We start from the raw sequence: 15290 nt of genomic DNA, 5'->3' as shown, positions 1-15290 counted from the left end.
AGTTTTTGCTTCACACAAGTAAGGCACTTACATTCTGGTTCTTTTTTCGCACAGCTTATTTTATGTTGGCGCATCTTCTCCGGCCAGCGTCTTTTGTCTTTACTCCTTATTCCTTGTTCTAATCTTTACACTAATATTACATGTTGTAACATCTATCGTTATATTTTTGAATATCTCTAAAAACTATACGATGTCAGTAAAAACTAAATGGTCAATAGACCCAACACACTCAGAGGTTCATTTTAAGGTGAAACACCTTGTGATCTCAACAGTAACAGGTACTTTCAAAACATTTGACGGTAGCTTCGAGACTGAAAACGATGATTTTTCAAACGCACAAATTGATTTCTCTTTGGATATCAACAGCATTGACACTAACCAGGAGCAAAGGGATACACACCTTAAATCTTCCGATTTCTTTGATGCAGTGAAGTATCCTAAGTTGGCTTTCAAATCTACTTCTTTTACAAAAAATGGTGATGACTATCTTTTACAGGGAGATTTGACCGTTAAAGAATTAACCAAACCAGTGAAACTTAATGTTGAATATGGTGGAACGGCTACTGATTTTTATGGTAATGAGAAAGCTGGGTTCGAAATTAACGGAAAAATAAGCCGTAAAGAATTTGGTCTGACCTGGGATGCAGTTACCGAAGCAGGTGCCATTGTTGTTGGCGACGAAATTAAATTGAATATCAACGCACAGTTTGCAAAACAAGCATAAATACAATTTAACAGGCTATCTGATTTGCAGATAGCCTGTTAATTACTTCCGGTCGCTCAACCTTAGTTGCCGAATTCTGAGTGGCGCGTCAGCAAACACAATATACAAATCCGTGCTTCCGGCGGGCTCATTTAATACCGCGCGTATCCGTTGCTGTTCAGCCCCTTCAACCTGAAAGGTACCAATCAACTTGCCGTCAGGACTAGCGGTTCGTATTTCTATTTTAGCTTGTTGGGAGATAGGAGTGCGGCCTCGTAAAGCAATAAGTTCTATGTAGCTGACAGAGGTAAGGTCCACATTACTAAATTTTAAAAAAGCATTGGTGCCAGAAACAATAGCCACAGTTTTGTCAGCGTTTAAGCTTACATTTTTCATTTCACTTGCTTCCGCTACAGAAAGCACAGGGCTCCGTAAGACGAGAATTTTTTCAGTAGTCTGGCTAGACATGCCGTTTGCTCCGCGATCTTTATAGGCTGCGCGTAGAATGAAGCTGCCATCAACATTTTCACCCTCCGGCACTACTGTTGTGAAGCTCCCCTGCGCAGGAAGATTTTTAGCACTGCGAGGCGGATAAGCCATACTCAAAATATAATTCGTGATAGTTCTTGCATCATTGTCAGTCATTGTTGGATGAGCAGGCATCATAGTATGCCCCCAGACACCTGACCCACCATTAATAATCTTCTTAATAAGGTTCGACGGCGCTGCAACATCCCCCTTATATTTCTTAGCGATCTCTACAAAAGCAGGACCCAGCGATTTGGTTTCCTTTGCATGACAAATATTGCAATCGCTTTTATTAATCATAGCCATTGCGCCTGCAAATTGTGCGGTAACATCTGTACTTATTTGCTTTTGAGCTACTTCTGTAAGATTGAAACCTTCTGAAAGATAGTTTGCGCTAACCGACACCTGGGAAGGCAATATCCTTTTATTTTGCAGGCTTCCATCTTCTGAGTCGTTTACGCTAACAGCATATTTAATAGATTTTCCAGGGAAAAAGAAACTTTTATTGCCACTCAGTACGGTGAAATTTACTTTAGGGGGTTCATTTCCTGCCTTAATTTCTACCGTTTCTGAATTCTTCGCGCCTGTTTGATCGGTAACTGTAAGTGTAGCTTTATAGGTACCCGGACTTGCTAAAGTCATTGTGGGTGCCGATTGAGTAAATGTTTTATAAGCCGCGCCATTCCTGGTCACCTTCCATTCGTATTTCAATACATCTCCTTCATCAAAGTCGCGGGTGCCCTCAGAAGAAAGGTTAACTTTCAAAGGAATTGCACCGGCTATTTTGCTGGAAGAAGCCTGCACCTGTGGCTTTCTATTGCCGCCATTATATTCAATGCGGATAAGCTCCGCTTCCGGATTATTTTTGAAATACCCGTTGCCGTATTCTATTACATATAGATCACCTTCAGGACCAAATTTCATATCCAGCGGGCCGTTTAGTTTAAGATCCGAAAGAAAGCGCTCCATCGATCTGTATCCTCCGTTTTCATCGAGTTCGATGACATTGATCCATCCGCGTGCGAAGTCCGTAACAAACCACTTTCCATCATAGTATGAAGGGTATGCCCGTTTGGCATCGTTAAAGTTATGGAGCCTGTAAATTGGGCCCCCAACAGCGCTGTTACTTCCAGTGCCCAGTAGTGGAAATTCTGTACTAGCACCTTTTCCATACCATACTATCGCCGGCAGGGCAGGTGGAAGATTCTTAATTCCCGTGTTATTGGGCGAATCGTTTATGGAATTTGCGGGATCAAACAAGCTACCCGAAGTTTTTGTATCAAAATTATAATCCCGGTAAGGCTTATTATCGCCTATAAAATAAGGCCATCCATAATTTCCGGGTCTTTTAGCAATATTAAATTCATCATACGACTGTGGACCGCGCTTTTCTATATCATCCTGAGATCCGTCAGGGCCCACTTCACCCCAGTACAACCAGCCGGTTTTGCTGTCAATTGTAAGCCGCCAGGGGTTCCGGTTTCCCATCGTATAAATTTCCGGACGGGTTTGAGGCACTCCCTCTCCAAACAAATTTCCTTTGGGGATAGAATAAGTTCCGTCCGGTTCCGGATGAATTCTCAGAATCTTTCCGCGCAGGTCATTGGAATTTGAGGATCCTTTCTGTGAGTCTTCGCCGGATTTTCCTGGCCGCTCGTCAAGAGGAGTAAACCCATCAGAAGCTCTTGAAAAAGTATTGTCGCCTGTGCTTAAGTATAAGTTGTTTTCTTTATCAAATAACATTCCTCCACCCACATGACAGCATTGTTCACGCTGTACAGGGACATCTAGTACCACTTTTTTCGTATTGAGCAGCAATTCTTTTCCATGCCATTCATAACGTTCCAACACATTTTTCGGCTCTGATCCCGCTGGGGAATAATAAACATAAATCCAATGGTTTTTCTCAAAATCAGGATCCAGAATTACCCCCTGCAACCCATCTTCACCTTCGCTAACCTCCCCAGTTTTGCTTACATACTGAGTGCTTACAGGGAATGTTGCAACCAGGCTGACTTTTCCAGTAGCCGGATCAAAAACTTCCAGTTTCCCATGGCGCTGAGCAAAAAGCACTCTCCCATCTTTTAGTACCTGGAACTGCATCGGTTCTTCGATTCGCTGGGCTAAAACTACCTTTGTAAACCTGTTTTCTTCGGGTTTTTTCAAGTTTTGTGACTGCACAGCCAGACTGCATCCAAACAGGATGAAAAACGCAGGGATTAATTTTAATAACATAGATATTTATTCTGAAAGGGGGAGACAATTAAAGATGGAAAACCGACAAATGGAGAAGGTTATATTCTGATCCGCTCCAGATAGTCCATATCGTATTTTATACTCTCCATCGGGGTTTTAGCATATTCTTCCTGTTCAATAAAGAAATATTTCAACCCTGATTCTTTTTGGTGCTTAAGTAATTTTGGAATATCCAATCCTCCCTTGCCAAATTCTGTACTATGTTTCTTTTGAAGATCCATGTCTTTCAGATGCCATAGAGGGAAACGACCTTTATATTTCTTAAAGTACTCAAATGGATCATTGCCGCTTGCAACAACCCAGCCCAGATCAAGTTCCATATGAACAAGTTTTGGGTCCGTGTTATCCATCAGCACATCATACAGTATCTGGCCATCTACTTTATCGAATTCATAATCATGATTGTGGTAACCGAATTTTAAGCCAAGAGTTCTACATTCCTCACCGCTCTTGTTGAAAATTTCGGCGGTTCGTTTATAGTTGTCTATAGTTTGACCGGATTTTGGCATACTGGAGCAAATGAGATACTCTTGTCCTGCGACGGCGGCTTCTTCCATAGTTTGCTGCCATTTTGAATTAATGGAAACATGACCGCTTCTCAAGGTCATACCGAGTTCCTTACAGGTGTCTCTCATTTCCTTTCCTGTCAGTCCGTAATAATTTCCTTTGCTACTGCTGGCAGACTCAATTTGTTTAATACCAAGAGCGGCCAGTTGCTTCAGGGTGCCTTTAGCATCAGCAAGCATTTCTGTGCGTACAGAATATAACTGAATGCCGGGATTTTTAATTTTTGCAAGGGCAAAAGTAAATTCGGGCAGGATCATCGAACCAAGAGCAAAAGCCCCAGCGGTTTTTAAGAAATGACGGCGTGTTTTCATAGGATATAAATTTGAGGGTTAAATTAGGAATTTTAGAGATCAAACGGAAATGATCGGTCGAAATTAGCGCCTCTTTCTTAACGCGCGCCTTTTAACATTGAGTGTGAAATAGTACAAACTTGTTAGACGCCTCTTTTTAACGCAAAGGTTGCTAAGGTTGTCGCAATGGACGCTAAGCATGTCAAACAATGTTAAGGATTTAAGAATATTTTCTGTCGATTGGCACCTTTGCGCAATAGCGTGTACTTTGCGCAATTGCGTTTAGCCTTGCGCAGCGGCCGCTTTTGTTTTACTTCCTTGTCATCTTCTGATTATTTCTTCAGAAACTCCACATTCCATATCTTCTCCGCTTTCCTCCCTATTAGCCAAAATGATAACGCCAGAGCAGCGAAAAAAATTGTTTTATCTGTGATATCCCATAGATATTCGAAATAACGGCTGTAGAGATTGATCAGTAAAAACGTTATTCCAAATTCACGGGCTATGTAATCTTTTCTACGAAGACCGTATATGGTGAATGCAATGGCCGTCAATACTGAAATAATACCCCAGTAAACAAGCTCGATCTGCTTTACTTTCATCCAGTCCTCAAGAGTGCCGAAGTTTCCGAAGATTGAAAGCAGCCAGAGCGAGACAAACAAATATAGCATGCCGATTACATATGTCAGCTCCTGAAATTCATTTACTATTTTTATTTTAATCATCACAAGGCTAAAAGAAACCAATAATAAGCCAAATGCTACAAACCGCAGTGGATAGTTCATTCCAAGGAAGTAATGGCTCCAGTCGGTTTGATAACCAGTTTCTGTACCGAACCAGCTGCCTAATGATACAAGGGCAAATGCCCATATAAGACCAGATCGAAATTTTAATGCAAGTAGGGCATACACAAATACTGAAAGCAGGAAAAGTATAGAGAAATGACCGCTGCCATTATCGAAGGTTTTACCGAGGAAGGCTATGCAGCTAGCTGTAAAAAGAATCCCGAAAAATATAATTGCCTCGTTACTAAAAACTCGCTCAGGGTATTTTTTTTTCCTTTTACTGCCTTCATATAATAGCCCTCCGGCTAGCATACCCGAAACAAGGCTTATTATGATGTCCGGAGTATCATAAACTTTTTCTAGCCACTTGATCACCGCATCATCGATGATAAGGGATGCTATTGCAATAATTCCGCAGGCCAGGGCCACCCAAAATGAATATTGAGCAAGGCGTTTCCAATCGAAACCCTTAACTTCGTAAGAAGCGCTAAGTATTTCGGCTGTCTCTGAATCAATAAACCCTTCTGTCTTCCATTGCCGGATAGTTGAATCCAGAAACTCGCTTTCCTGCTTATCAAGATTTAATTTAGCCAACTCGCTTTTATAGGTTTGGGAATAAATTTAAGCTTTTTGGATCAGACAAGGATAGACCTGACTGTAATTTCATCTTTAGCGAGCTGCGCTTTGAGTTCATCAATAGAATCGAATTTCTCATCCCCGCGAACATATTCAAGAAAGTTAATCCGAATTATACTACCATAAATGTCTTCATCAAAGTCGAAGATATTCACTTCGATGTTATGAGTCATGCCGTTGATTGTTGGTCTGTGGCCTATATAAGCCATTCCGTTGAAGCTCCTCTCTTCATCCATAGCAGGGCTAAGCTGCACGTTTACAGCGTAAATACCATCAGAAGGAATTAGTTTGTAAGTTTCTTCAACGAAAAGGTTCGCAGTGGGGAAACCTAAACTGCGGCCAATCTGATCTCCTTTGATAACTTTACCGGTGAGATGAAAATGATATCCTAAGAAAGCATTAGCCGTTTTGACATCCCCATCCTGAATTGCATTTCTAATCTTAGTTGAACTGACGGCTACATCATTTATATCCTGTTCAGGTATTTCTTCTACTTCAAAGCCGAAATCTGCAGAGTATTTCTGAAGATGGCCAAGTCCGCCTTCACGATCTTTGCCAAATCTGTGATCATATCCGATTACGATCTGCTTTGTGCCGATCTTGTCAACTAACACATAACTGATGTATTCATGCGGCGAAAGGTTTGAAAAGTCTCGGGTAAAAGGTGTAATAATGAGATGGTCTATACCAAGTTTTTCAAGCCTTTCGGCTTTCTCAGATATTGTGGTTATAAGCTTAATCGCTTTATCTTCTGGATGAAGAATCATCCGCGGATGCGGGAAAAAAGTTAGCACAACAGTTTCCCCCTTCTTTTGACGGGCAATTTCCTGCAGGCGGCTGATAATTTTCTGATGCCCGTAATGAACCCCATCAAATGTGCCAATTGTAACCACAGCATTGTTGGTTTTTACAAATTCATCGATGTGATTATATATTTTCATCGTTATACAATTGTGTTTTTATAGGTGATGAAGCTATCATGAACATAATCATTGCTGTTTGTTAGCGGTATGCCCATGATGGTTTCATGATTCGAAGGGAGCGGCAAAATTAATGTTTTCGACTGTTATTTAAGTTTATCCTGCTCTTTTAAGGCACGAATATGATTGACCAGTTCCATAACGCCAAAGGAATCGGTCACATTGTAATTCCCGCTTTTTGTACGGCATAAAGCACTCAGATAGGCTCCATTATCAATTGCTCTGCCAAAGTCGTAAACGAGGGAGCGTATGTAAGTACCCTTACTGCACACAACCCTAAATTCGATCTCCGGCAATTCGATTCTCGTTATTTCAAATTGGCTAATAGACACTTTTCTCGTTTTTAACTCCACATTTTCACCTCTGCGAGCTTTCAGATAAAGACGCTCTCCACCGACCTTAACAGCAGAATGGACGGGCGGCAATTGATCCAGATCGCCGATAAACTGTTTGGTGTTCTCATGCAATAAGTTGTCCGAAATGTGGCTTGTTTCAAAAGTCTCATTAACCTCAGTTTCCATATCATATGACGGGGTGCATGCGCCCAGGATCATTGTGCCAGTATATTCCTTTTGCTGTGCCTGGAATTCATCAATCTTTTTGGTCAGTTTTCCAGTACATATAATCAGGAGGCCTGTTGCAAGCGGATCAAGTGTTCCTGCATGCCCAACTTTAAGTTTAATTGGTTTAAATGCATTGCGGATCTTTCCCACAACATCAAAACTTGTCCACTTATACGGTTTATTGATAAGAAGCATTTCGCCCTCGGAAAAATTGAATTCACGGAATTCTTTCGATGTAATTTCGTTCATCAGATCACTTGAAGATCATAGCCGGAGAGGAGTAGAATTATCAGAATTCCTCCAACAATGATCCTGTACCAACCGAACAGCCGGAAACCGCGTGTCTGTAGGAAGCTTATAAAGTATTTTATTGCGAGCATGGCCACTATAAATGCTACAATGTTGCCGATTATTAATAGCCTGACTTCTTCTGCGCTGATCACATAACCGTCGTCATAAAAGTCGTAAAGTTTCTTCGCAGTAGCCCCAAACATAGTTGGAACTGCTAAGAAAAACGAAAATTCTGCTGCCGCTTTCCGTGTTAGATTCTGACTCATGCCGCCGATGATACTCGCCGCCGATCTGGATGTACCGGGAATCATGGACAGACACTGAAACAGGCCAATTTTCAGGGCTGTAGCGTATTTTATCTCACTGGTATCATCGATGGTTCCGTTCTTAAACCATTTGTCGACGAAAAGGAGGATAATGCCACCAATCAGAAGTGCAATTGCTACAGTAAGGGGGCTTTCGAGGAGTTCGTCGATCTTGTTGCTCAAAAGCAAACCAAAAACGACAGCAGGTATAAAAGCAACAAGCAGTTTAAAATAGAAGTCAAAAGATTGAAAAAATCTCTTGAAATATAGGACGATAACAGAGAGAATAGCTCCCAGCTGAATAGCAATAGTGAAGAGCTTAACAAAGTTGTCTGATTGGATTCCCATCAATGATGAACCCAGAATCATATGACCGGTTGAAGAAACAGGTAGAAATTCAGTCAGACCCTCAATGATTGCCAGAATTATGGCCTGAAAGATTGTCATTAACTATTCTTAGCAGGTTTTTTAAGAATAGCGATAAAGCCAATAGCAAATCCGATCAAAACGATGATTGGAGCTAGTACAATTTTGCTTGAATTATAAATGTCCGTATCGCCGGCCATGATAATAAAACCCAGAATTACTACAATAATGCTGAGGATCAACATCATATAATTGCTTTTTTGGAACACAAAGGGTTCCTGCTTGGTTTCTTTAACCGGTGTGTTTTTCTGTGCCATTATCTGTAAAGGTCATGTATTTTTAAACGGAGGAACTTACTTACTGCAAAATAGGTGCTGAGCCCCGAGATCAGTATTCCAATACCGATCACCCCCAAGAAAACTATAGAAAATTCGAACCAGTTTCTTAAAATAATCATCTCTGGAACTTGCTTCTGAGCAAAATATAAGGTTAATAGAAGCAAAATAATAGCGATTAAGCCAGCAAGCAAACCGTGAAAGATTCCATAGGCTAAAAATGGTTTCCGAATAAACCCCCTTGTGGCACCTACAAGCTGCATACTCTTTATCAGAAAGCGCTGAGAATAAATTGCCAGGCGGATAGTGTTGTTTATTAGTGCAACGGCAATGATCAACAAAATGCCGGCAAAGGCGAGGATAACCAACCCGATACCTCTGATATTTTGGTTTACCATATCAATCAGTGATTTTTGATAGATAACTTCTTTAACCAGTGGATTTTTGCTCAACTGCGAAGTGAAGGTTTGAATGCTGGCGTTGTTGGCATAATCAGCCTTCATATAAACGTCAATAGAAGATAATAATGGGTTATAACCTAAAAATTCCACAAAATCCTCACCCAGATCTTTAGTAAGATTTCTTGCAGCAAGTTCTTTACTTACGTATTGAGTTTTTAGAACATATGGGTTCGCGTCAAGTTGCTTCCGTAATGCGGTAATATCAACTTCCTTAGCACCTTCATTTACAATTATGTTTAATACTATATTTTCTTTCACATAATTTGAAAGATTTTTAGCGTGAACCAGTATCAATCCAAGCAGACCTGTCATTAGCAAAACCAGAGCTATGCTGATCACCGTGGAAACATATATGGTTTTAGTTTTATTGGATGAGGTGCTTGCTTCGAATTCTTCCATAAAAAGATTATATCCGCGAAAATAAAGATTTCACTTTATAAACGTAGTAATATGAATATTAATATGAAGTTAAAAATTGTTAAAGGGGAATGGAGTTATACGTTGTACGTTTTACGTAATACTTAGATGACGGAAAGCCGAGCACTTAATCTGGACGTTTGTTGCTTCCATTGGGTACGTTTGAGGGAAGACTTATAACGTATAACTTAGTACGTATAACTTTTTTTGGTATTTTCGCACCTTAGTTTAATTAAATGGATTATCAATTCAGGGATATAGAGAAAAGGTGGCAAAAATTCTGGGCCGACAATAAGACGTTTAAAGTCGATAATAACTCTTCTAAACCTAAGTATTACGTTCTGGATATGTTTCCTTATCCTTCAGGAGCCGGACTGCACGTTGGCCATCCCCTTGGTTACATAGCTTCCGATATCTTTTCCCGATATAAAAGGCTAAAAGGATTTAACGTATTACATCCTATGGGATACGATTCGTTTGGTCTTCCCGCTGAACAATATGCTATTCAGACCGGCCAGCATCCTGCAATTACGACTGAAGCCAATATTAACAGATACCGTGAGCAACTTGATAACCTTGGCTTTTCATTCGACTGGAGCCGTGAGGTAAGAACCAGCGAACCAGGTTATTACAAATGGACACAATGGATCTTCATGCTTCTGTTTAATTCCTGGTACAACCTGGAAAACGATAAAGCTGAAGGTATTGAAACGCTTATCAGCAAACTTGAACAATCTGGAAGTAAAGGTATCAAAGCTGTATGTGATGATGATGTAAGTACTTTAACCGCCAATGAGTGGAAAGGTAAATCTGAAGAGGACAAGCAAATTGAATTATTAAAATACCGTCTCACTTACCTTCGGGAGAGTACAGTCAACTGGTGTCCGGCGTTGGGTACAGTGCTGGCTAACGATGAAGTGAAAGAGGGTTTTTCTGAACGGGGCGGGTATCCAGTTGAACAGAAGAAAATGATGCAATGGAGCATGCGTATTACGGCTTATGCCGATCGCCTGCTGCTGGGCCTTGATTCTATCGACTGGCCAGAACCTCTCAAAGAGATGCAGCGGAACTGGATTGGAAAGAGTGTTGGAGCATTGGTAAGTTTCCCGCTTGAAAGCCGGGATGGAACAGTCGACGTGTTCACTACGCGCGTGGATACAATTTTCGGAGCAACCTTTCTGGTAATTGCACCTGAGCATGAGCTTGTGGCATCTTTAACCACATCCGACAGGACAGAAGAAATAGCGAATTATGTTGATCAAACTAAGAAGAAAAGTGAGCTCGACCGAATGGCTGATACCAAAAGTGTGTCAGGAGCCTTTACAGGAAGTTATGCACTTCATTCTGTAAGTGGTGAGAGGATCCCTATATGGATTGCCGATTATGTTCTTGCGGGTTATGGTACGGGTGCTGTAATGGCGGTTCCTTCGGGAGATCAGCGGGACTGGTTATTTGCAACTAAATTCGGACTTCCTATAGTTGCCATTTCAGACGCTCAGGTTGATCTTGATATGCAAGCAGATCCAACGAAAGAAGGAAAGTATATCAATTCAGAACTGATCAACGGTTTGGATTATAAAGCAGCTACATCTATACTCATTAATAAGCTGGAAGAAATGGGAGTGGGTAATGCCAAAATTAATTACCGTTTACGGGACGCTATTTTCGGTCGTCAGCGTTACTGGGGTGAGCCGGTACCGGTATATTTTAAAGACAAGCTCCCCCACCTGATTGATGTTTCGGAATTGCCCCTTGTGCTTCCGGAAGTTGATAAATATCTTCCGACTGAAAGCGGAGAGCCACCTTTAGGACGAGCTGCAAACTGGAAATATCACAATAACTTTGAATATGAATTGAGCACTATGCCCGGTTGGGCAGGCTCAAGCTGGTATTGGTTGCGTTATATGGATGCCCGGAATGAAGGCGAATTTGCTTCTAAAGACGCTATCTCTTATTGGAGAGATGTAGATCTCTATATCGGAGGCTCTGAGCACGCTACCGGCCATTTATTGTATAGCAGGTTCTGGAATAAATTTTTAAAAGACCTTGGCTTTGTACTGGAAGAAGAACCATTCAAAAAACTGATTAATCAGGGAATGATCCAGGGAAGGTCGAATTTTGTTTATCGGGTAATTGATGAGGCAGGAAAAGGTGTTAGCACGTTCGTTTCCGCTGGGTTAAAGTCGGAATATAAGACTTCCGCTATGCACGTGGATGTGAATATCGTTGAAAATGAAGTCCTGGATATCGTAAAATTCAAGTCTTTCAGGCCCGAGTTTGAAAATTCTGAATTCATTCTGGAGAATGGAAAATACATATGCGGTGTTGAGATAGAAAAGATGTCTAAATCAAAGTTCAATGTAGTTAATCCTGATGAACTTGCTGAGCGTTATGGTGCCGATACCCTCCGTATGTACGAAATGTTTCTGGGTCCTTTAGAACAAAGTAAGCCCTGGAACACCAATGGTATAGAAGGTGTTTCCAAATTCCTTCGTAAGTTTTGGAAGCTTTTCCATGATGATGAATTTAATTTTATTGTTTCTGATGAAGTACCATCAAAAGCAGAATACAAAGCTTTACACAAGATTATCCGTAAAGTGGAAGAAGATATTGAGCGTTTTTCATTCAATACTTCAGTTTCAAGTTTTATGATCTGTGTGAATGAGCTTACCGATCTGAAATGCAATAAAAGAAAAATCCTTCACGATCTTGTTATTGTACTACAACCTTATGCACCGCATATAACGGAAGAGCTGTGGACACTGCTAGGAAATGAAGCAGGCAGAATTTCTGAAGCGAATTATCCGGAGTTTAACCCCGAGTACTTGGTCGAAAATGAATTTTCCTATCCTGTTTCTATCAATGGTAAAACCAGGTTGAACTTAAATATTCCTCTTACCCTTACCCTGTCCGAAATAGAGTCAATCATTCTCGGTAATGACGATGTCCAAAAATATATGGAAGGCAAGAATCACAAGAAGATAATATTTGTAAAAGGAAAGATTATAAACGTGGTTGTTTAAGTGCATGGATTGTGGAAATAGTTTTCCACAATCATTTCTAAGCGTCGGGAAGACCTCCTTTGAATCTATTTAATTAAGATGTAATCTTATAATATTCTGCACGAAAGTGTAACAATCGCCATTTCTGTGCGACTAATATCAAAACCAATTATACGAAACCCGCATGAGCTCAAGCTCGTCTCCTGAACGACAGGCAGGTTAGCCCACCGGCAAGCCAGCCTACCGGCTGGCAGGTTCATTCAAGATAAAAAACAAACTATATTCAAATGAAAAGAATTCTACTATTACTAGCATTTATATCATCTATTGGAGCTGTTTCAGCACAAGGCCTGGGTGCTGCAGCACCAGCCGCCGTAACCGGCAGAATAACCGGATCCATTGTCGATTCAGTTACCCGCACTCCCATTGATTATGCTACAATCGCGGTTGGTCGCGCGGGAACAACGAGATCGACGAATGGTGCGTTAACAGATGAGAAAGGATCTTTTAAGGTGGAGAATATCGCTGCCGGTTCTTACCGCATCACCATTGCTTTTTTAGGGTACCAAACCAAGATAATTGATTCGGCAACAACCACAGCAGCCAAACCCGACCTTAACCTGGGTCGGATACTGTTATTGCCGAATGCAAAAGCACTTGGAGAAGTCGTTGTAACGGGTACAACCCCGATTGTTGAAAATAAAATAGACAAACTTGTTTACAACGCGGAACAGGATGTTGCAATTGCCGGTGGAAATGCTACGGATGTATTACGTAAAGTTCCGCTTCTTTCAGTCGACTTTGAAGGTAATGTCTCTTTACGAGGAAGCCAGAATGTCAGAGTTCTGATTAACGGAAAACCTTCGGGCTCAATGGCTAATAATATGGCCGATGCGTTAAAGGCTATTCCAGCCGACCAGATTAAAAATGTGGAGGTGATAACATCTCCATCAGCTAAATATGATGCTGAAGGCACATCAGGTATAATTAATATTATAACAAAGAAAAATAACCTGGCCGGGGTTAGCGGGTCTGTAAATGCCGGGGTGGGAACGCGTCAAAACAGCGGAAATGTTAATCTTAATGCGAAAACCGGCCGTCTTGCAGTTACCGCGAACGGCGGCGGTTTTTATTCCTGGCCACAAACCAGTACAATATCTTTTAATCGCTCTACAAATAATGGTTCGCAAGTATTAAAGCAAACTGGTAAGAGCGAATCAGACCGCCTGGCTGCCAATGGTTCAATCGGTGTCGACTATGATTTCAATGCATTCAATTCTATCGGTACAAATTTACGGTTGAACGGCTTTAATACACAAGTGGACGGAAGCAACATCAACGAAAATAGTTTTGGAGGTGTACCCGTTCTTTTTACACGCCTGAGTGATAATTCGATGGAAATGAATGGAATTGATTGGAGCAGCGATTTCCTTCACAAATTCAAAAAGAAAGATCAACAAATTTCCCTTGCTTACCAGTTGTCGCACAGTGTTCAGCAGAGCAACTATCTGACAGATTTCTCCAATACTGGTATTGATGAGTATGGCGATAATGATGCGGATAATACAGAAAATACCATTCAGCTTGATTACACACATCCTTTCAAAAAAGTGACTTTAGAAACGGGAGTCAAAGGTATTTTAAGAGATATCATTAGTGATAATCGTACACGCAATTTCAATTCCAACACAAGTATTTTTACTCCGATATCAGCCCGTACTTATATTTATGATTATAATCAGGACGTATATTCAGCGTATGCAACGTTTGCCTTTACAATAGCAAAAAAATACGGTATCAGAGCGGGCGCGAGATACGAAGCAACAGAAATTGAAGGAGATGCGAGAAATTTTGGAACCGGTGTTTCACCTTTCAGCAGCAGTTATTATAACCTCGTTCCCAGCTTTGTTGTGTCAAGAACATTTAAGAATTATTCAACTATTAAATTAAGTTATAATCAACGTTTACAAAGACCGAGCTTATTTTACTTAAACCCTTTCCTGAATAGTGCAGATATTTTTAACCAGTCGCAAGGAAATCCATCACTAAAACCGGAATTGTCGCATAATATCGAATTCAATTACTCAATGTTTGTGAAAAAGACGGTGGTTAATGCCTCAGTATTCTATCGCCGCACAAATGATATAATCGAAAGCTTTATACTTCCAATTTCGGTATCTGATCCTTCAACAGGTAACACCGTTTCTGGCTCGAGAACAACCTACAGAAATGTGGGAAATAATAACTCTGTAGGTTTCAACTTCTTTGGGCAAATTAATCCGGTAAAACCACTTACTTTCCGTGGTAATTTTAATGTTTTCACTTACGACATTAATACAAATAGTTCTGTGATTGTTTCAAATGCGAATTTGGGTGTGCAAATGCTCTACAACGGTTTCTTAATGGCTACTTATTTATTTCCCAAAGGACTTACTTTTGAGACTTTCCTGATCACAAATTCTCCCCGCCGTACGGCTCAGGGACAGAATCCATCATTTAATATGTGGAATCTGGGATTGAAGAAAGAAATTCTGGCAAAGAAAGGTAGCATCGGCCTGACCGTTATCGACCCTTTTAACGAAAATAAAAACTTCCGTCAGAATATAACCGGATCCGACTTTACGCAGACCAGCAATTTCTCACTCCCGTTCAGGTCCTTCGGAATGAGTTTCAGCTATCGTTTCGGAAAGATGACAATGCAGGCTCCAAGGAAAAAACGTGGAGTAACTAATGATGACTTAAAACAGAACGAGCAAAATACGGGGAATCAGTAATACTTGCAAGAATTGAAACTGGGCCAATTGG

The 15290-nt window shown here is 40.8% G+C and carries 11 protein-coding genes; 3 read left to right on the top strand and 8 right to left on the bottom strand.

Going from position 1 to position 15290, the window contains the following annotated elements; all coding sequences use genetic code 11:
* The first annotated feature begins 190 nt into the window (after positions 1-190).
* The gene (locus ACLL8Z_RS13610) at positions 191-724 is read left to right on the top strand and encodes a YceI family protein (protein WP_411275333.1); all 534 of its coding nucleotides are present in this window, start codon (positions 191-193) and stop codon (positions 722-724) included.
* A 42-nt stretch (positions 725-766) separates the two neighbouring features.
* Here ACLL8Z_RS13610 and ACLL8Z_RS13605 read toward each other — a convergent pair whose 3' ends face one another.
* From ACLL8Z_RS13605 to ACLL8Z_RS13570, 8 genes are all read right to left on the bottom strand, one after another.
* Entirely contained in the window at positions 767-3466 is a 2700-nt protein-coding gene (locus tag ACLL8Z_RS13605; RefSeq protein WP_411275332.1) for a PQQ-dependent sugar dehydrogenase, read from the bottom strand.
* Between the two features lie 59 nt (positions 3467-3525).
* Positions 3526-4365, bottom strand: a complete 840-nt coding sequence (locus tag ACLL8Z_RS13600; protein ID WP_411275331.1) for a TIM barrel protein — start codon at positions 4363-4365, stop codon at positions 3526-3528.
* Between the two features lie 311 nt (positions 4366-4676).
* Positions 4677-5723: a DUF2157 domain-containing protein gene (locus tag ACLL8Z_RS13595; RefSeq protein WP_411275330.1), complete on the bottom strand. Its 1047-nt coding sequence runs from the start codon at positions 5721-5723 to the stop codon at positions 4677-4679.
* Between the two features lie 41 nt (positions 5724-5764).
* Positions 5765-6706, bottom strand: a complete 942-nt coding sequence (locus tag ACLL8Z_RS13590) for a bifunctional riboflavin kinase/FAD synthetase (RefSeq protein WP_411275329.1) — start codon at positions 6704-6706, stop codon at positions 5765-5767.
* 125 nt (positions 6707-6831) lie between these two features.
* Positions 6832-7557: a tRNA pseudouridine(55) synthase TruB gene (gene truB / locus ACLL8Z_RS13585; protein WP_411275328.1), complete on the bottom strand. Its 726-nt coding sequence runs from the start codon at positions 7555-7557 to the stop codon at positions 6832-6834.
* On the bottom strand, positions 7557-8351 hold the full coding sequence (locus tag ACLL8Z_RS13580) for an undecaprenyl-diphosphate phosphatase (RefSeq protein WP_411275327.1): 795 nt from the start codon (positions 8349-8351) through the stop codon (positions 7557-7559). Before ACLL8Z_RS13580 ends, truB begins: the two co-directional genes overlap by 1 nt.
* The gene (locus ACLL8Z_RS13575) at positions 8351-8587 is read right to left on the bottom strand and encodes a DUF3098 domain-containing protein (protein ID WP_411275326.1); all 237 of its coding nucleotides are present in this window, start codon (positions 8585-8587) and stop codon (positions 8351-8353) included. Before ACLL8Z_RS13575 ends, ACLL8Z_RS13580 begins: the two co-directional genes overlap by 1 nt.
* Complete coding sequence (locus ACLL8Z_RS13570; protein WP_411275325.1) at positions 8587-9465, bottom strand: cell division protein FtsX; 879 nt, start codon at positions 9463-9465, stop codon at positions 8587-8589. Before ACLL8Z_RS13570 ends, ACLL8Z_RS13575 begins: the two co-directional genes overlap by 1 nt.
* Before the next feature lie 254 nt (positions 9466-9719).
* On the opposite strand from ACLL8Z_RS13570, the gene leuS reads away from it, so the two are divergent.
* Complete coding sequence (leuS, locus tag ACLL8Z_RS13565) at positions 9720-12506, top strand: leucine--tRNA ligase (RefSeq protein ID WP_411275324.1); 2787 nt, start codon at positions 9720-9722, stop codon at positions 12504-12506.
* Between the two features lie 266 nt (positions 12507-12772).
* On the top strand, positions 12773-15259 hold the full coding sequence (locus ACLL8Z_RS13560; protein WP_411275323.1) for a TonB-dependent receptor domain-containing protein: 2487 nt from the start codon (positions 12773-12775) through the stop codon (positions 15257-15259).
* The last annotated feature ends 31 nt before the right edge of the window (positions 15260-15290 follow it).

Source organism: Daejeonella sp. (assembly GCF_046590655.1).
In the GTDB taxonomy this organism is placed as follows: Bacteria; Bacteroidota; Bacteroidia; order Sphingobacteriales; family Sphingobacteriaceae; genus Daejeonella.
The sequence above is the reverse complement of the archived record's forward strand: the minus strand, read 5'-3'. Positions and strand labels throughout refer to the sequence as shown.